The sequence below is a fragment of the Planococcus sp. TJ-307 genome, assembly GCF_058268435.1.
The window spans coordinates 748933-768215 of record NZ_JBZDOJ010000002.1 but is presented as its reverse complement, the minus strand read 5'-3'; the positions used below and the strand labels follow the sequence as shown (position 1 = coordinate 768215).

The window sequence follows — 19283 nt, the reverse complement described above, 5'->3', positions numbered from 1 at the left end:
TATGTGGCAACGGCAACAGCTCTTGCCACATATGCAGCGCATGAAACAGCGGTTCAACTCGTGTTCATGTTGCTGCTTTTTTGTTGGATGGGCTGGAAAAAAGAACGTATTCCGGTGATAATGGGCATTTTTATAATTGCTTGTGCAGTTTATTTGGTGCAGGATTTCCGAAGCCAAGACCATTTTGATTATTCACAGCCCTATTCCGGTCAACTGATATTTCGAGCAGGCGCAGTTATCGACGGTGACAGCTTAAGAGGGTTTGCAGCGTTGGCAGATGGAACGATTGTTTATGCCCGCTACCGTGTAAGCTCAAAGGAAGAAAAGGTAGTAATGGAAAAATTAGTAGATCAATCAATATTTCAAGTGTCAGGCATTTTCGAAGAGCCGTCTCCACCCTCGCACCGCTACGCATTTCATATGGCCGACTACTTGAAACACAATGGTGCTGCCTCGTTATTGGCGATTCAGTCGATTGATGGTGCAAAGGCGAATAATACGTGGACCAATCAATTGTTGAGCAGACGGGATGCTTTAAAGCATCATATTCGAGCGCATTTTCCTGAAAGCCTTGCCGCAGAAGCGGAAGCTTTGCTGATTGGGGAGCGGGAAAATATGGATCCAGAAGATCAGCGGGTGCATCAAACACTTGGCATCTCTCATTTATTCGCGATATCCGGTTTGCATGTAGGAATAGCATCAGGCTTGCTGTATGTAATTCTTATCCGTCTCCATGTCCGAAAAGAGACAGCGATTGTCGTTTTGCTTATAGTTCTGCCGCTTTATGCGGTAATAGCGGGAGGTGCGCCTTCTGTTTGGCGAGCGGTCAGCATGGTTTCTGTAGTATTGGCAGGCAAGCTATTCGGTTTTAAGTTGCCTATTGCTCCTATTATGTTAACTAGTATGATCGTTTTTATGCTATGGAATCCGTACGCCATGTACAAAATTGGTTTTCAGCTGTCTTACGGCGCGACATTTGGCATTATATACTCGTTAAAGTTTCTTTCAGGCATTCAGTCTTCTGTGAAAACAGGATTTATCATTACCTTCATTTCGCAAATGACTTTGTATCCTTTGCTGCTGTTTCACTTTTATGAGTTGTCGTTGTCGGCATTTGTGGTTAACAGCTTGTTTGTTCCTTTATTCACATTGCTGATCTTGCCAGCCAATTTTTTGCTGTTGTTTCTGACAGCGCTATTTCAGCCAGCCGCAGACTTTGTGTTTTATTTTTATGAACCGTTGCGGGGAGAAATCGATCGTTTTATGAGTTGGCTGGCTGAATTGCCCTATCAATTATGGAATCCTGGCAAACCTGATTTCTTTATAGCAGCGTTGCTGACAGCAAGCGTCTATTTGTTTTATTGTGCTGCTGAACGGCAATTCCGTCTGCGGCAGCTGCTGATTCTTTTGGTGCCGGCTATCGTGTTTTCGGCATTGCCTTATCTGGATCCACGCTTGAAGGTAACTTTTATAGACGTTGGCCAGGGGGACAGTGCGCTGATCGAAATGCCATACCGAGAGGCGGTTTACTTGATTGATAGCGGCGGGGTGCTAAGATTTGATACGGAAGCTTTCAAAGAGAGGAAGCAACCCTATGAAATCGGGCGTCAGGTTGTGGCACCCTATTTGAAAGGCAATGGCATTTCGTCGATCGATACGTTTATTATTTCCCACCCGGATGCGGATCATGCCGAAGGGGCGGAGGAGATTTTCCGGTTATTTTCGGTGAATGAACTCCATTTGACACCGGGGTCTGCATCAAATGCATTAATGGTGGAGCTCGCCTCTGATGCTGTTGAAGCCGAAGTGGCTTTTCCAGGTGCGGAATCAAATTGGACGATTGGAGACACACAGTTTACTTATTTGTCTCCTCTGGATGCGGAATATGAAGGAAATAATGATTCGCTTGTTCTGTTGATGAAAACCGGGGATTATCGTGTTTTATTCACGGGAGATTTGGAAGCGGATGGCGAGAAAGAGCTGCTTTCGCCTTATGGCAATGAACTTGCCGGACTGACGGTATTGAAAGTGGGACATCATGGCAGCAAGACTTCCAGCAGCGAAGAGTTTTTAAGGCTTCTGGAACCCAAACTTTCAATTTTTTCCACAGGCGCAGACAATCGTTATGGCCATCCGAGTGCAGAAGTGGTGGAACGGTTTGGTAAGCTTCAGCTGAATACGCTAAACACGGCAGAAAATGGGACCATCCAGCTGCTTTACGAAAAAGGAAAAATTGAACTTGAGACCATGAGATGATAGAAGAGAAGTTTGTCTTGATATAAGCAACAAAAAAAGGTTCCACGTCGTTAGACATGGAACCTTTTTTGATTTAATTACCGTGCTGCGAATTGTACAACTCCAGCAATGATAAAGATAAGGGCGAAAAATCCAAAGGATACGACAAAGCCCATACCTGCGTCAATTGCATCGTTACGCTTGGACTGTACATTCTGTTCAAATTCATTCATTGAAATCCCTCCTAATTCCTTCTAATTATAAGCGAAGCCAACGCAAAAATCTAGATTGAAGTAAACATAAAGAGGGGAATTTACGTGCCGACACATAACTGTCAAATACCCAAAGCGGTAAAAATCCGATATAGTAGAGAGAAGGGAGGCTGATACGATGATTACTTCCGTGTGGAAATCTATACGCAGCGGACAAATAGACCCTGTTTATCTCATTGTAGGAACAGAAAGCTATTTTATTGAAAAAACCTTGGACTTATTAAAAGATAAATTAACAGATGGCGGCGAACTGGAACTGACTTTTTTTGATTTGGATGAAGTCCCTGTTGAACATGTCATCGACGAAGCGGATACCATCCCTTTTTTCAGCGACCGCAAGCTGATCATTGCGCGGAATGCGTCGTTTCTGAGAGCGGCAGAACGCGGCAAAGAAAAAATTAACCATGATTTGAAAGCGCTGGAAGCTTGGCTGGAACATCCGCCGGGAAGTTCGGTGACGATTTTCGTGGCGCCTTATGAGAAGCTGGACGAACGAAAAAAAGTAACCAAACTGATCAAGCAACATACTGTATTGGTGGAAGCTAAACCGCTGCAGACAAATGACTTGGAAAGTTGGCTGATGCACGAAGCAAAAAGTTTTGGCAAAGGCATTGACCTGAAGGCGGCTCAGAAGCTCATGGAGATGGCTGGCACCAACTTGACGCTGTTGTCGTCGGAAATTGAGAAGATGTCTCTATACCTGGGATCTGCAGAGGAAGACATTACGGTTGAGCTTGTGGAAAACATGACGGCTCGGACACTCGAACAGGATGCTTTTAAAATGCTGCAATCATATCTCGACGGCAATATTAGCGGAGCGCTCAGCGTGTATTATGGCCTGCTGCGGCAAAAAGAAGAGCCGGTTGCATTGACAGCCTTATTGGCATCGCAGATCCGGTTTATGATCCAAGTGTATTATTTGCAGAAAAAAGGCTATCACGCACAGCAAATCTCCAAACAATTAAAAGCCCATCCATACCGTGTCAAGTTGTTGGTGGAAAAACGCCAGCAGATTTCTGAGAAACGATTGTTGCAAGTGCTCGGTGATTTGGCTGAAATTGATTTGCAGCTGAAAACACTCAGCGGCAATCGCGACCGCTTTCTGGAATTTTTTCTGATGAAGCGCGGCGGGCAAGCGCAGCGTTAAAAAAGTATAGAAAAAAGCCGGTTCCCTTTAGAGGAACCGGCTTTTTACATGTTTTACGCTTGTTTCATCAAGCGAGCTTTTTTACGAGCTGCAGTGTTTTTATGGATCAAGCCTTTAGAAGCCGCTTTTTCCACCTGTTTAATCGCCGCTTTTACAGTATCGCTAGCGTTATCGTCTTTGTTAGTCAAAGCTGTTTCAGCTTTCTTAATAGAAGAACGCATTGCTGATTTTACATGTGAGTTTTGAGCGTTTTTAGTGTCGTTCGTGCGCACACGTTTGATTGCAGATTTAATGTTTGGCATATCTTTCACCTCCTAGACAAGTAAGAAAGAGAAGAAATCATTTCAACTCTTTAATGTCTCTATACAACAACAGTTATTTTATCAAATCGGGGGAAGGAATGCAATAGATACATGCAAAGAAGTTTTCCTTGACAGTTAAATGATTTCAGGAGCTTTCATTGCTCAATGTCTGCTGTACTGCTATAATTCATAGTAGTTTATATAGGAGTGAAGAGAATGAATAATGAGGAAAGATTATCCCGGCAAAGCAAAATCCGCAACTTCTCGATTATTGCGCACATTGACCATGGTAAGTCTACGCTTGCAGACCGAATTTTAGAAATGACGGAAGCACTAACTTCCCGAGAAATGAAAGCACAGTCACTGGATTCCATGGATCTTGAACGGGAACGTGGCATTACCATTAAATTAAATGCAGTTCAGCTTAACTACAAAGCGAAAGACGGAGAAATCTATATTATGCATTTGATCGACACACCGGGACATGTCGACTTCACTTACGAGGTATCACGAAGCCTTGCTGCTTGTGAAGGCGCTGTACTCGTTGTCGATGCCGCCCAAGGAATTGAAGCGCAGACACTGGCAAACGTTTACTTGGCTTTGGATAACGATTTGGAAATTCTGCCGGTTATCAACAAAATTGATTTGCCTGCAGCCGATCCGGAACGTGTCCGCCACGAGATTGAAGAAGTTATCGGGCTGGATGCTTCTGAAGCCGTATTGGCATCTGCAAAAGCGGGAATCGGCATTGAAGATATTCTGGAACAGATTGTTGAAAAAGTTCCAGCGCCAACGGGTGATCCGAACGCACCGCTAAAAGCGTTGATCTTTGATTCTCTTTACGATCCGTATCGCGGCATTGTCGCATATATCCGCATTGTTGAAGGAACTGTGAAACCTGGAGACCGCATCAAAATGATGGCTTCCGGAAAAGAATTTGAAGTCATTGAAGCAGGAGTTTTCACCCCGCATGCCATTTTGCGTGACGAATTGACGGTTGGCGACGTTGGTTTCCTGACAGCGGCCATTAAAAATGTTGGCGATTCAACAGTTGGTGATACGATTACACTGGCTAACAACCCTGCAACAGAAGCATTGCCGGGCTACCGCCGTTTGAATCCGATGGTTTATTGCGGTCTGTACCCAATTGACACCTCAAAATACAACGATTTGCGTGATGCACTGGAAAAACTGGAATTGAACGATGCCGCACTTCAGTTTGAACCGGAATCTTCCCAGGCACTTGGTTTTGGCTACCGTTGCGGTTTCCTTGGCCTGTTGCATATGGAGATTATCCAGGAGCGCATTGAGCGTGAATTCAATATTGATTTGATTACAACAGCACCAAGTGTAATTTATGATGTCCACATGACAGACGGGGAAGTTTTGAAAATCGATAACCCTGCCATGATGCCGGATGCACAAAAAATCCAGATGGTTGAAGAACCTTATGTTAAGGCCACTGTTATGGTGCCGAATGATTATGTCGGTGCAGTTATGGAAATCTGCCAGAAAAAACGCGGCAATTTCATGACCATGGATTATGTTGATGACAGCCGTGTCAGCATCATTTATGAGCTGCCGCTTGCTGAAATCGTTTATGATTTCTTTGACCAGTTAAAATCAGGCACAAAAGGCTACGCTTCATTTGACTACGAACTGATCGGCTACAAAGAATCCAAGCTCGTGAAGATGGATATTTTGTTGAACACCGAACAAGTGGATGCACTGAGCTTTATTGTTCACCGTGACTTTGCCTATGAACGAGGAAAGGTAATTGTTGATAAATTAAAAAACTTGATTCCGCGCCAGCAGTTTGAAGTGCCAATCCAAGCCGCTATCGGACAGAAGATTGTGGCTCGACAAACCATCAGTGCCATGCGCAAAAACGTTCTTGCCAAATGCTACGGTGGAGATATTTCCCGTAAACGGAAACTTCTCGACAAGCAAAAAGAAGGCAAGAAACGGATGAAGCAAGTTGGATCTGTTGAAGTACCTCAAGAAGCATTTATGGCGATCCTGAAAATGGACGACCAATCAAAATAAACGAAAAAAAGGAGGCGGGAATTTCAGCCTCCTTTTCTTATTAGAAAAGAGGAAATAAAATGGTTAAAGGATTGTATATCCATATTCCATTCTGCCACCAAATTTGTTTTTACTGCGATTTCAATAAAGTGTATTTCAAAGATCAGCCGGTAGATGCTTATATTGATTCCGTAGGCAAAGAGCTGGCGCTATGGAAACAGCAAGGGGCGCTCGATCATCCGCTGGAAACCATCTTTTTGGGAGGCGGAACCCCGACTTCTCTAACTCCTGCACAATTGGAGAAGTTGCTGGGCTATATTCATCGCTACGTAACGATGGCAGCAAACCTCGAATGGACGTCGGAAGCAAATCCGGACGAATTGACGAAAGACAAAATGCAAGTATTGTTTGACGGTGGCGTCAACCGCCTGAGCATGGGTGTCCAGTCGTTCGATGAGGATCTGCTGAAACGATTGGGGCGTACCCACAGCAATTCAGACGTGAAACGCGCCGTCGATTCAGCCCGTCTGGTCGGTTTCGAAAATTTGAGCTTTGACTTAATGTACGGATTGCCTGGGCAAACGATGCAGCAATGGGACGATACGCTTGAGCGAGCCTTTGCATTTGACCTGCCGCATTTTTCTGCCTATTCGCTGATCATCGAACCAAAAACCGTGTTTTATAATTTGATGACAAAAGGCAAGTTGAATACGGTGACAGAAGATCTGGAAGCCGATATGTACGACAAGCTGATGAATGAAATGGACATCCGCGGGTTGAAACAATATGAAATTTCCAACTTTGCGCGTCCTGGACACGAATCGCACCACAACCTTTTGTATTGGGACAATGTCGAATACATCGGTGTTGGAGCCGGAGCACACGGCTATGTGGATGGCGTCCGCTATTCAAATGCCGGGCCATTGAAAAAATATATGGCACCGTTAGACGCAGGTGAGCGGCCAATTTTGAATACGCATGAAGTGCCGGTTCATGAAAAAATGGAAGAAGAAATGTTTCTGGGTCTGCGAAAAACTTCGGGTGTGTCGCTCATTCATTTTCAGGAAAAATTCCAAAAGCCGATACAGGATGTTTATGGCAACATACTCGATAAAGAAATAGCCAAGGAAAACTTGGAGATCTCGGAAGGCTTTGTTCGTTTGACCAAGAAAGGCCGATTTGTCGGCAATGAAGTGTTTGAACAATTTTTATTGGCTTAAAGCACTTCCGTTGACAAGGATCATTATATTTGTTAATTTTAATGTAGTATTAGCACTCGGGTACTTAGAGTGCTAACAGAGGTGATGATCATGTTAACAGAACGGCAACTGCTCATCTTAAAGGTGACAGTAGATGATTACATTCAATCAGCGCAGCCGGTAGGATCGAACCAACTCTCCAAAAAAGCCGGAATTTCGTTTAGTCCGGCGACCATCCGCAACGAAATGGCGGATTTGGAAAGCATGGGCTTTCTGGAAAAAACCCATACGTCTTCCGGACGCATTCCTTCGGAGAAGGGATACCGTTATTACGTCGACCATTTGCTGACACCAAGGCCGCTGCCACAGCAGGATATTGTGCAATTGCGCTCGGTTTTTGAGGAGAAGTTAACAGAGACAGAGCAAGTCATCAAACGCTCTGCAATGATTCTTTCGGAACTGACCAATTACACATCCATTTTATTGGGTCCTGATGTACGCCGGCATATTGTCAAAAAGCTGTCGATTGTTCCGTTGGCGCAAGATACGGCGGTTGCGATTATCGTAACCGATTCAGGGCATGTGGAAAATCGTGTGTTTTCCATTCCGCCGGGCCTCAATCCATCGGATATTGAGAAAATGGCCAATATCCTCAATGAGAGGCTTGTCGGCGTGTCGCTGAACAACTTGCACTTGCGGCTAGAACAAGAGACGCTGACCATTTTAAAACAGCATGTGGAGCGTTACGGAGAACTGTTCCATACATTCAGGAAAGCGGTATTGCTGCCGCATGACGACGAAAACATTTATTACGGCGGCAAGCTGAACATCCTGAAGCAGCCGGACTTCCATGATCTTCAAAAAATCAGGGATTTGATGGATGTCATGGAAGAAGCCAAGCACATTCCGATGATTTTGCCAGTAGGAAGCCAAGGCCTCCATATTCGCATTGGCTCGGAAAACGCGCTGTCGGCAATGGAAGATTGCAGTGTCATTACGGTATCGTATAATATCGGTGAAGAACAGACAGGGTCAATCGCCATCATCGGTCCGAAACGAATGGATTACAAACGCATCGTTTCCATATTGGATTTATTGAGCGGCGATTTGTCAAAAGAACTGACCCGTATGTTTAAAAGAACGTGAACAAAGGAGGAACAGATTTGCCTAAAAAAAATAAATCCCTAAAAACCGAAGAACAAACAGCAACTGAACAAGTTGAAGCAACAGAGCCTGTCTTGGAAACAGAAGAGCAGGCAGAATTTGCGGATACAGAGACACCAGAAGTTGGCGTTACAGCCGAAGAGGAAGCTGTTGATGAAGCTGAAGAGCTTCGCAAGCAGCTTGAAGCTGAACAAAACAAATATTTGCGCCTTTTGGCTGACTATGATAATTTCAAACGGCGTACTCAAAAAGACAGAGAAATCGCCAATAAATTCCGTTCTCAATCCTTATTGGCGGATCTTCTTCCAGTGCTGGACAACTTTGAGCGGGCATTATCGCTTCAAACAACCAGCGAAGAGTCGGCTTCCTTGCTAAAAGGTGTCGAAATGGTACAAAAATCCTTGACTGAAGCTGTAAGCCGTGAAGGACTTGAAGAAATTAAAGCGGTTGGCGAACCCTTCGACCCGAATTTCCACCAAGCCGTCATGCAGGAAAAAGATGATTCTGCTGAAGCGGGAACAGTCCTGCAAGAATTGCAAAAAGGCTACATCCTAAAAGGCCGCGTTCTTCGTCCGGCTATGGTAAAAGTAAACGAATAAAAATATTGGAGGAATTTAATCATGAGCAAAATTATCGGTATTGACTTAGGTACAACTAACTCAGCAGTCGCAGTATTAGAAGGCGGCGAACCAAAAATTATTCCAAATCCAGAAGGCAACCGTACAACTCCTTCTGTAGTAGCTTTTAAAAATGGGGAGCGCCAAGTCGGCGAAGTGGCAAAACGTCAGTCGATCACAAACCCGAACACGATTCAATCTGTAAAACGTTTAATGGGTACACAGGAAAAAGTAACAGCTGAAGGCAAAGACTATACGCCTCAAGAAGTTTCTGCAATGATTCTTCAATACATCAAAGGTTATGCCGAAGACTATCTTGGCGAAAAAGTAACAAGAGCGGTTATCACTGTACCAGCTTATTTCAATGATGCACAGCGCCAAGCAACTAAAGATGCTGGCCGCATTGCGGGTCTTGAAGTGGAACGCATCATCAACGAGCCGACTGCAGCTGCGCTTGCATATGGTTTAGACAAAACGGATACAGACGAAACGATTCTTGTTTACGACCTTGGCGGCGGTACATTCGACGTTTCAATCCTTGAACTGGGCGATGGCGTTTTTGAAGTAAAATCTACTGCCGGCGACAACCGACTGGGCGGAGATGATTTCGATAAATTGATCATCGATTATTTAGTACAAGAATTTAAAAAAGAAAACGGCGTCGATTTGTCTAAAGACAAAATGGCGACACAACGCCTGAAAGACGCTGCTGAAAAAGCGAAAAAAGATCTATCCGGTGTTTCTTCTACTCAAATCTCATTGCCGTTTATCACTGCAGGAGAAGCGGGACCGCTTCACTTGGAAGTTACAATGAGCCGTGCAAAATTTGATGAATTGACTTCTTCATTAGTTGAACGTACGATGGGGCCAACTCGTCAGGCATTGAAAGATGCTGGCATCTCAGCTTCTGAACTTGACCGCGTTATCCTTGTTGGTGGATCTACACGTATCCCAGCTGTACAAGAAGCTGTTAAGAAAGAAACTGGAAAAGACCCACATAAAGGCGTTAACCCGGATGAAGTTGTCGCAATGGGTGCGGCAGTACAAGGCGGCGTATTAACTGGCGACGTGAAAGACGTTGTATTATTGGACGTAACGCCATTATCACTTGGTATCGAAACAATGGGCGGTGTATTCACAAAATTGATCGAGCGCAACACAACGATCCCAACTTCAAAATCCCAAACTTTCTCAACTGCTGCTGACAACCAGCCAGCTGTAGATATTCATGTATTGCAAGGTGAGCGTCCGATGGCAGCAGCCAACAAAACGCTTGGCCGTTTCCAGTTGGCAGATATTCCACCAGCACAGCGTGGCGTGCCTCAAATCGAAGTAACATTCGATATCGATAAAAACGGTATTGTTAGCGTTAAGGCGAAAGATCTTGGAACTCAGAAAGAACAGACAATCACTATTCAGTCCAACACATCGTTGACTGATGAAGAGATTGATCGCATGATTAAAGAAGCGGAAGAAAATGCAGATGCGGATGCGAAAGTAAAAGAAGAAGTTGAACTTCGCAACGAAGCCGATCAAGCTGTCTTCACAACTGATAAAACAATCGCTGATCTTGGTGAAGTCGTATCAGAAGAAGAGAAAAAACAAGCGGAAGATGCACGCGATGAACTTAAAGCGGCATTGGAGTCAGACAACATTGACGACATTCGCGAGAAAAAAGACAAGCTTCAGGAAATCCTGCAAGGTCTGTCAATGAAAGCTTATGAGCAGGCAGCAGCTCAGCAAGCATCCCAAGAAGAAGGCGCAGCGCCAGGCAACGACGATGTAGTGGACGCTGAGTTTGAAGAAGTAAACGACGACAAAAAATAAACGGGTCATTGAAAAGTCAAAGCAAAGCAACATGCTTTGGCTTTTTCAATGTCTTTGCAACAGCGATTTAAACCGTGTACAATTACAGTTGATTGCTAGAGGGAGAGTGACTTATGAATAAACGAGATTACTATGAAGTATTAGGCGTATCCAAGTCTGCTTCTAAAGAAGAAATTAAAAAAGCATACCGGACCTTATCAAAAAAATTCCATCCGGATATCAATAAAGAAGCCGATGCTCCTGCGAAGTTTCAGGAAGTTAAAGACGCTTACGAAGTATTGAGCGACGAGCAGAAACGTGCACAATACGATCAGTTTGGCCATCAAGATCCAAATCAAGGTTTTGGAGGCGGCGGAGACGGATTCGGATTCGACGACATCTTCAGCACCTTCTTTGGCGGCGGTACGAGACGCCGTGATCCAAATGCTCCGCGCAAAGGCGATGACCTTCAATATTCCATGACCATCGATTTCATGGATGCCGTGTTTGGAAAAGAAACAGAAGTAGAACTTCCAAAAGACGAAACATGTGAAACATGTGACGGTTCGGGTGCAAAGCCGGGAACCAAGAAAAAAACATGTCCGTACTGTGAAGGTTCTGGCCAGATGAATGTGACACAGGACACGCCTTTTGGTCGCATGGTCAATCGCCGTGCCTGCCAGCATTGCGAAGGAACTGGACAGATTATCGAAGAAAAATGTACAACTTGCCGCGGTGAAGGGAAAGTCCGCAAAGTGAAGAAAATCAAAGTTACCATCCCAGCCGGTGTTGATGATGGCCAGCAATTGCGTGTCACAGGTCAAGGTGCACCAGGTGTCAATGGGGGACCAAGCGGCGATTTATATGTCGTGTTCCGCGTAAGACCGCATAAGCAGTTCCAGCGTGAAGGCGATGACATTTACTTGGATATTTCCATTACCTATCCACAAGCAGCATTGGGTGATGAAATTGAAGTGCCAACCATCTCCGGAAAAGTGAAGTTGAAAATCCCTGCCGGCACGCAAAGCGGCGCACGTTTCCGTCTAAAAGGCAAAGGCGTGAAAAATGTTCACGGATACGGAACTGGCGACCAGCATGTGATTGTCCGCATCAAAACTCAGACAAAACTCAGCGAGAAACAAAAACAACTTTTGCGTGAATTCGCTGAAATCAGCGGAGATATTCCGGAAGAGCACAGCAGCTCACTTTTTGACAAAATCAAACGCACCATCAAAGGTGAGTAAAAGAGCAGAAGCAGTGGACGTACTTGATTTGTTGTTTATCAATGCAATTCAATTTTTACAAACGGCAGACTCTTGCAGGAAGCAGGAGTCTTGCTGCCTGTAAAAATGAAAAAGGAGCTGGGCACAATTGAAATGGTCAGAACTGGCGATCCATACGACAAATGAGGCAATTGAAGCGGTTTCCAACATCATGCACGAAGCAGGAGCCAGTGGAGTTGTCATCGAGGACTCAGAGGATTTGACAAAAGAAAGGGAATATCGTTTTGGCGAAATTTATTCGCTGGATCCGGACGATTTTCCAGTAGATGGGGTTATTCTAAAGGCCTATCTGCCGGTCAACAGCTTTCTCGGAGAGACCGTCGAGGCCATTAAACTGGCCATCAATAACCTGGTCTCATTCGACATTAACATTGGCAAAAACGAAATAACCATCAGTGAAGTCAATGAAGAAGAATGGGCAACTTCCTGGAAAAAATATTACCACCCTGTCAAGATTTCCGAGCGTTTCACCATTGTTCCGACGTGGGAAACTTACAATCCAGTTTCGAGTGATGAACTGATCATTGAATTGGATCCGGGAATGGCTTTTGGGACAGGAACCCATCCAACAACGGTGATGAGTCTCCAAGCTCTGGAGAAAACCGTTCGTGCAGGCGACCGGGTCATTGATATCGGAACAGGATCTGGTGTACTGGCGATTGGAGCAGCATTGCTGTCCGCTAAAGAAGTCTATGCACTTGATTTGGACGACATCGCTGTAAAAGCAGCAACCATCAACGTTAAGTTGAACAAAGTGCAAGATACAGTGACAGTGGAAGAAGGCAATCTGGTTGACAAAATTGACCAGCCAGGTGATGTAGTAGTCGCCAATATTTTGGCTGAAGTCATTATGTCATTTACAGATGATGCCTTCAAAATTGTTAAGCCGGGAGGTCGCTACATTACTTCAGGCATCATCGCAGCGAAAAAAAATAACGTCAAAGCGGCACTGGAAACTTCCGGTTTTGTGATCGACGACGTTATGATGATGGAAGACTGGGTTACCATCATTTCAAAAAAACCTGAATAACGGGGTGCCACGATGCAACGATACTTTATAGAAGGACAGCTTCCTGAAAATCAAATAGTGGCGATAACTGGCGATGATGCAAAGCACATCGCCAAAGTTATGCGCCAAACAGTTGGAGAAAAGCTGATTGCGGTTATGGAAGGCAAGGCTTACCTGGCAACGATCCGTTCAACTGATCTTGATGTAGAAGTAGAGCTGGGAGAAGTTTTGAAAACGCAAGTAGAGCTGCCAAAAAAAGTGACCATTGCTTGCGGGCTTCCAAAAGGCGACAAGCTTGATTTAATCGTTCAAAAAGCAACTGAGCTGGGGATGTTCGCGCTGCAGCCATTTGCTGCAGAACGGTCCATCGTAAAATGGGACAGTTCCAAGAGTGAGAAGAAAATTGGGCGTTTGCAAAAAATTGCCAAGGAAGCTGCTGAACAGTCTCACAGGACACATGTTCCTGAAATTCACAGCATCTATAGTTTTAAGCAGCTGCTAAACCAGGCTGAATCGTATGATATGGTGATTGTTGCGTACGAAGAAGAGGCGCGGCAAGGCAGCAGAAAGCGGTTTGCTGAAACTTTGAAATCGTTGTATGATAAAGATTCAGTCCTGATTGTGTTTGGTCCTGAAGGCGGCATTTCTGATGCCGAAGTGGAAGCACTGAAAAATATTGATGCCACCTTTACTTCTCTCGGACCACGAATTTTGCGGACAGAAACGGCGCCTTTGTATGCACTGGCTGCTATTTCCTGCGAATTCGAATAAAGCTGAGAGTGTACTCTAAAGACTATCAACATACAGGGCACTGAGCTGCAGCGACATTTCCCGGTTGGGGGAAATTACCTGGTAAACAAAATGACTTTTTAATAGAATGGAGATTTTATTCATGACAAACATTGCATCTTATATTGACCACACCTTATTAAAGCCTGAGTCGACAGAAAGCCAAGTTGTTCAATTGTGTAAAGAAGCGGCCGAGTTTAAATTCGCATCTGTTTGTGTCAATCCGACTTGGGTTGAAACAGCAGCAACAGCATTAACGGGCAGTGGTGTGAAAGTATGCACGGTTATCGGATTCCCGCTGGGGGCATCTACACCTGAAACAAAAGCATTCGAAACGACAGATGCCATTTCAAAAGGCGCTGGCGAAATTGATATGGTCTTAAATATTGGCGCCTTAAAAAGCGGCAATAACGATCACGTCAAAAAAGACATTGAAGCAGTCGTCAATGCAGCAAAAGGCAAAGCGATCGTAAAAGTGATCCTTGAAACTTGCTTGCTTACAGACGAAGAGAAAGTAACTGCTTCACAACTGTCTAAAGAAGCAGGAGCAGACTTTGTCAAAACGTCTACCGGTTTTTCTAAAGGCGGAGCAACAATTGAAGATGTAAAATTGATGCGCCAAACAGTCGGTGCAGATTTGGGCGTCAAAGCATCTGGCGGCGTTCGCAGCCTAGAAGACGTAGAAGCAATGATTGAAGCAGGAGCTACACGTATTGGTGCCAGCTCTGGCGTGAAAATCATGCAAGGGTTAACTTCAGATTCCGATTATTAACTATTGACCTTTCTTTGAGAATACGATATAATTTTTGAGTATATAACACTTGTTGTTCTTCGCTTCAACGTGTGTTCGGAGGGAGGGAAAAAGAGATGACAAAAACTACCGTTCGTAAAAACGAATCGATTGAAGATGCTCTTCGCCGCTTCAAACGTACTGTTTCTAAATCCGGAACAATGCAAGAGGTAAGAAAGCGCGAGTACTATGATAAGCCGAGCGTGAAACGTAAACTAAAATCAGAAGCTGCGCGTAAACGTAAATTTTAATTGACTTTAACGAGTATAATGACTTTTAAAAAATATGAACGACCAGCCTAAACCGCCAACACGGATCTTCGTGTTGGCGGTTTTTCTAATTGTCACATTTGTAAGCGCATTACTTCGTTATTGAAGAAACTTTCCTTTATAATAAAAATAGATATACTTTAGGCAATATTTAAAAAATTTCTGTTCATAGGCTTTAATTAGTAAGCAGTGGAACAGGACAGGAAGAAAAGTGTTCATTCATCAAGTATATCCTAGAAAAATGAAACCTAATTCCTGTTCATCCGTATATATACAAACAGTAAATCTGTAACGTGAAAGGAGAGGTCCCATTGAGCAGAGTCAAAGTCTATTTAGGTTTTGGACTTTTACTGTTATCGTTTCTGCTCATGCTCCCGGCTATCCAGGCTGACACTTCGACAGTGTATGTCATACCAATCGAAGATGAAGTTGAAAGAGGACTGCAGGCTTTTATCGAACGGGGCATTGAAGAAGCGGAAGAAGCTGGAGCTGAAGCCATTATTTTTGAAATTGATACACCGGGTGGATTTGTCGATGCAGCAGATGGGATAGCGCGTTCGCTGAATAAAACTTCGCTCGAAAAACTGGCTTTTATCAATCAGGATGCACTTTCTGCAGGGGCTTTCCTGGCTTTGCATAATGATGAGATATACATGCATCCCAATGGCCGCATGGGCGCGGCACAAGTGATTGATCAAAGCGGAAATGCAGCTGCAGACAAAGCCAATAGTGCTTGGCTCGCATCCATGCGAAATGCGGCTGAGACAGCCAAACGTAATCCTATCTATGCTCTGGCAATGGCAGATGCTTCGGCTACTATCCCTGAGTTGGGAGTGGATGAAGGGGAATTATTGACTCTCGGTGCATCAGAAGCTTTAGAGGTAGGCTATTCGGAAGGAACCGTTTCTTCTCTTGATGAGCTGCTTGCATTAAAAGGCTTAGAAGATGCCACTGTTGTGATGGTTGACGAAACTTTTTCGGAAAGTCTCGCTCGTTTTCTGACCAATCCGTTAGTTGTGCCAATTCTTTTGTCATTTGCAGGGCTTGGGTTGCTGCTTGAATTGTTTACGCCAGGTGTCGGAATTCCTGGAATTATCGGCCTGACATTCCTGATGCTGTTTTTTTACGGACATTTGGTTGCCGGGTTGGCAGGGTACGAGTCCATCATTTTGTTGGTGATTGGATTTGGCCTGTTGGTCGCAGAATTTATCATTCCAGGTGGTGTTGCCGGGTTCCTGGGAATAGCGGCCATTATCGGCAGCGTTTTGTTAGCGGGTGGAGACCTTAAGTCCACTGCCATAGCAGTACTTATTGCAATGATAGTAGCAACAGTAGGGATGGTGATTGTAGTGAAATTCTTTGGTAAACGGCTGGATTTGTTCAAACGGATTATCTTGACTGATGCCACCGATACGGAACATGGCTATGTATCGACTACAAATCGCCCGGAGCTTGTTGGCAAAATTGCGCTAACGGTGACGGCGCTTCGTCCGTCCGGTACCATCAAGCTGGACGACGAACGTATAGATGCTGTATCTGAAGGCAGGTTCATTGATGGTGGAAAAGATGTTAAGATTATCAAGGTAGAAGGTTCGCGTATCGTTGTTCGGGAACTTGAAAAATTAGAGGAGGAATAAAACAATGGGACTTGAAACAATTGGTTTAGGTGCAGCAATAATAGGTATCATCATCGTTTTGGCAATTTTCTTCACATTCGTGCCAATTACATTATGGATTTCAGCATTGGCCGCTGGAGTGAAAATCAGCATCTTTACACTGATCGGTATGAGATTACGCCGAGTTATTCCATCACGGATCGTAAATCCATTGATTAAAGCATCAAAAGCAGGGTTGACAGTAACCATCAATCAACTGGAAAGCCATTACTTAGCTGGTGGTAATGTTGACCGCGTAGTGAATGCATTGATCGCAGCTCACCGTGCCAATATCGAATTGCCGTTTGAACGCGCAGCAGCGATTGATCTTGCAGGTCGTGACGTGCTGGAAGCGGTTCAAATGTCAGTAAACCCGAAAGTTATTGAAACACCATTTATCGCAGGTGTTGCGATGGACGGAATCGAAGTAAAAGCAAAAGCTAGAATTACCGTTCGTGCTAACATCGACCGTTTAGTCGGTGGTGCAGGTGAGGAAACAATCGTTGCCCGTGTTGGTGAAGGGATTGTCTCAACACTTGGTTCGAGCACAAGCCACAAAAAAGTTCTTGAAAATCCAGACTTAATCTCTCAAACAGTTCTCTCTAAAGGATTGGATTCAGGTACAGCTTTTGAAATCTTATCGATCGATATTGCCGACGTTGATATCGGCAAAAACATCGGTGCAGAATTGCAGACAGAACAAGCAGAGGCAGATAAGAAAATTGCACAGGCAAAAGCTGAAGAGCGCCGTGCAATGGCTGTAGCTAGCGAACAGGAAATGAAAGCGAAAGTTGTCGAAATGAGAGCGAAAGTTGTCGAGGCCGAAGCAGCAGTGCCATTGGCGATGTCCGAAGCTCTGCGTTCTGGCAACATTGGTGTCATGGATTACGTCAATTACAAAAATGTTCAAGCAGATACAGGTATGCGGGAGTCCATCTCGAAAACAGGCATGGACAAATCCGACGATAAATAATCGGCGGTAGCCATAAGGGAGGTTTGTCGTATGGAAGCTCTCATATTTGGACTGGTGATCATGGCGGTAAGTGCTTTTTTCAATAAAGGCAAAAAAGATTCAGCCGATGATGCTCCGGCTAAACCTGTCTCGACAAGATCAACAACTGGTACAGACAGGCGGTCCGGACAAAAAACGTTCAAACGAGTGGAAGATTATGCGAAAGAAATTTATGGGGAACTGCAGAATCAAAAAGCTCAACGACCAGAACTTGCAGAAAAAGCCGAAAGAAAAATCGAAGAAGCAGTCAATCGCACCCCTTTACGGGAAGTGCGCCAAGAAGTGCAACGCCGAGTTCCGCCGAGAGAAACACGGAACGAGATACACGACCGCATAAAGGAAACTGAAGCTCGTGTACTGCGAAGCGGTGGTTCTGCTCCTGTAGTTGAGAAAGAGATGGATGAATTGCTGCCACTGAGCAGTGATGACATTCGAAGAGGCATCATCATGGCGGAGATCTTATTGCCGCCAAAGTCCAAAAGATAGCAGCAGCCGGCCAGTGAAAACACTGGGCGGCTTTTTTATTTGAATAATATTATTATGTCAACTTTTTTGGATAAAAGAGTCCATTTAGATTTTTCTGCTATTTTAAAAATACCAAATCCTGAAAGGGGAATTGCCGTGGTTAAGCAATACAAGGTAAATATTTTACAAGTGATTATCTTTAATGATAGAGTGAAATTAGCAGTAAATACTCGATTCCAAGGAGCGTCCACATGACAGAAAACAACTTACTAGAATTACATGTGAAAGACCCAAATGAAGCGGTTCAGCTGCTCGGGATATCAGATAATCACTTAACATTAATTGAAGAAGCTTTTGATATTCAAGTTATCACCCGTGGGGAAGTCATTAAGCTGTCGGGTTCTGAAGAAGGCAAGCATATAGGGAAACTATTAATTGAACAATTGCTGCGGGTCATCCGTAAAAATATTAATATCGACCAGCGGGATATTGTCTCAGCTATTGAAATGGCGAAAAATGGAACAATTGAATATTTTGCAGAACTTTATGACGAGGAAGTCGCGCGCAATGCGAATGGAAGATCGATTCGCGCGAAAACCATTGGCCAGCGCCATTACATCCAAGCTGTGCGCAGCAAGGATCTCGTGTTCGGCATTGGGCCCGCTGGTACAGGCAAGACCTATTTGGCAGTCGTTATGGCCGTGCAGGCTCTTAAAAACGGCCAAGTAAAGAGAATTATTTTGACGCGTCCGGCTGTGGAGGCGGGAGAAAGCCTAGGGTTTTTGCCAGGTGATTTAAAGGAAAAAGTAGACCCGTATCTTCGCCCGTTATACGACTCCCTGCATGACGTGCTGGGATTGGAACAGACCAATCGCTTTATCGAACGCGGCACCATTGAAATCGCTCCGCTGGCTTATATGAGAGGGCGCACGTTGGATGAAGCATTTGTTATTTTAGATGAAGCACAGAACACCACAAAAGCTCAAATGAAAATGTTTCTGACGCGCCTTGGTTTTGGTTCGAAAATGATTATTACCGGTGATAAAACGCAGATTGATTTGCCGAGAGGCGCCGAATCTGGATTGATCGCAGCCGAAACCATTTTAAAAAGTGTCCGCAATATCCATTTTCAGTATCTCGAAAGTGGGGACGTCGTCCGCCATCCACTCGTGGCAAAAATTATTGAAGCTTATGAAGGACAGCCAACATAATAATGAAATTCACAAAAGGTGCGGAAGTTTATA

18 protein-coding genes are annotated in these 19283 nt (G+C 44.5%); 16 read left to right on the top strand and 2 right to left on the bottom strand.

The window, feature by feature from the left end; genetic code table 11:
• Window positions 1-3: 3 nt before the first annotated feature.
• Window positions 4-2256, top strand: coding sequence for a DNA internalization-related competence protein ComEC/Rec2 (locus AC4EHK_RS10175; RefSeq protein ID WP_490978675.1), 2253 nt, complete (start codon window positions 4-6; stop codon window positions 2254-2256).
• Between the two features lie 77 nt (window positions 2257-2333).
• Here the strand turns inward: AC4EHK_RS10175 and AC4EHK_RS10170 are convergent, their stop codons facing one another.
• Window positions 2334-2468, bottom strand: coding sequence for a YqzM family protein (locus AC4EHK_RS10170; protein ID WP_006828710.1), 135 nt, complete (start codon window positions 2466-2468; stop codon window positions 2334-2336).
• Window positions 2469-2625: 157 nt separating this feature from the next.
• Between AC4EHK_RS10170 and holA the strand changes: the two genes are divergently transcribed.
• A complete protein-coding gene (gene holA / locus AC4EHK_RS10165) occupies window positions 2626-3654 on the top strand; it encodes a DNA polymerase III subunit delta (RefSeq protein ID WP_490978674.1) in 1029 nt (342 codons plus the stop codon).
• A 53-nt stretch (window positions 3655-3707) separates the two neighbouring features.
• Here holA and rpsT read toward each other — a convergent pair whose 3' ends face one another.
• A complete protein-coding gene (gene rpsT / locus AC4EHK_RS10160; RefSeq protein ID WP_006828708.1) occupies window positions 3708-3956 on the bottom strand; it encodes a 30S ribosomal protein S20 in 249 nt (82 codons plus the stop codon).
• A 216-nt stretch (window positions 3957-4172) separates the two neighbouring features.
• On the opposite strand from rpsT, the gene lepA reads away from it, so the two are divergent.
• The 14 genes from lepA (at window position 4173) to AC4EHK_RS10090 (ending at window position 19250) form a co-directional block, all read left to right on the top strand.
• Window positions 4173-6002, top strand: coding sequence for a translation elongation factor 4 (lepA, locus tag AC4EHK_RS10155; protein WP_490978673.1), 1830 nt, complete (start codon window positions 4173-4175; stop codon window positions 6000-6002).
• 59 nt (window positions 6003-6061) lie between these two features.
• On the top strand, window positions 6062-7201 hold the full coding sequence (gene hemW / locus AC4EHK_RS10150) for a radical SAM family heme chaperone HemW (protein ID WP_490978672.1): 1140 nt from the start codon (window positions 6062-6064) through the stop codon (window positions 7199-7201).
• A 90-nt stretch (window positions 7202-7291) separates the two neighbouring features.
• A complete protein-coding gene (hrcA, locus tag AC4EHK_RS10145; protein ID WP_490978671.1) occupies window positions 7292-8326 on the top strand; it encodes a heat-inducible transcriptional repressor HrcA in 1035 nt (344 codons plus the stop codon).
• 17 nt (window positions 8327-8343) lie between these two features.
• Complete coding sequence (grpE, locus tag AC4EHK_RS10140; protein ID WP_490978670.1) at window positions 8344-8943, top strand: nucleotide exchange factor GrpE; 600 nt, start codon at window positions 8344-8346, stop codon at window positions 8941-8943.
• Between the two features lie 21 nt (window positions 8944-8964).
• On the top strand, window positions 8965-10788 hold the full coding sequence (dnaK, locus tag AC4EHK_RS10135; protein WP_490978669.1) for a molecular chaperone DnaK: 1824 nt from the start codon (window positions 8965-8967) through the stop codon (window positions 10786-10788).
• A 113-nt stretch (window positions 10789-10901) separates the two neighbouring features.
• Window positions 10902-12011, top strand: a complete 1110-nt coding sequence (gene dnaJ, locus AC4EHK_RS10130) for a molecular chaperone DnaJ (protein ID WP_490978668.1) — start codon at window positions 10902-10904, stop codon at window positions 12009-12011.
• A 127-nt stretch (window positions 12012-12138) separates the two neighbouring features.
• Complete coding sequence (prmA, locus tag AC4EHK_RS10125; RefSeq protein ID WP_490978667.1) at window positions 12139-13080, top strand: 50S ribosomal protein L11 methyltransferase; 942 nt, start codon at window positions 12139-12141, stop codon at window positions 13078-13080.
• 12 nt (window positions 13081-13092) lie between these two features.
• Complete coding sequence (locus AC4EHK_RS10120) at window positions 13093-13830, top strand: 16S rRNA (uracil(1498)-N(3))-methyltransferase (RefSeq protein WP_490978666.1); 738 nt, start codon at window positions 13093-13095, stop codon at window positions 13828-13830.
• Between the two features lie 121 nt (window positions 13831-13951).
• Window positions 13952-14620: a deoxyribose-phosphate aldolase gene (deoC, locus tag AC4EHK_RS10115; RefSeq protein ID WP_490978665.1), complete on the top strand. Its 669-nt coding sequence runs from the start codon at window positions 13952-13954 to the stop codon at window positions 14618-14620.
• Window positions 14621-14715: 95 nt separating this feature from the next.
• Window positions 14716-14889: a 30S ribosomal protein S21 gene (gene rpsU, locus AC4EHK_RS10110; protein ID WP_008431605.1), complete on the top strand. Its 174-nt coding sequence runs from the start codon at window positions 14716-14718 to the stop codon at window positions 14887-14889.
• Window positions 14890-15218: 329 nt separating this feature from the next.
• Window positions 15219-16544 carry an NfeD family protein gene (locus AC4EHK_RS10105; protein ID WP_490978664.1) on the top strand — a complete coding sequence of 442 codons (1326 nt, stop codon included), beginning with the start codon at window positions 15219-15221 and terminating at the stop codon, window positions 16542-16544.
• Between the two features lie 4 nt (window positions 16545-16548).
• Entirely contained in the window at window positions 16549-17535 is a 987-nt protein-coding gene (gene floA, locus AC4EHK_RS10100) for a flotillin-like protein FloA (protein WP_490978663.1), read from the top strand.
• Between the two features lie 30 nt (window positions 17536-17565).
• A complete protein-coding gene (locus AC4EHK_RS10095; protein WP_490978662.1) occupies window positions 17566-18060 on the top strand; it encodes a YqfB family membrane protein in 495 nt (164 codons plus the stop codon).
• Between the two features lie 230 nt (window positions 18061-18290).
• On the top strand, window positions 18291-19250 hold the full coding sequence (locus tag AC4EHK_RS10090; RefSeq protein ID WP_490978661.1) for a PhoH family protein: 960 nt from the start codon (window positions 18291-18293) through the stop codon (window positions 19248-19250).
• Window positions 19251-19283 lie beyond the last annotated feature (33 nt).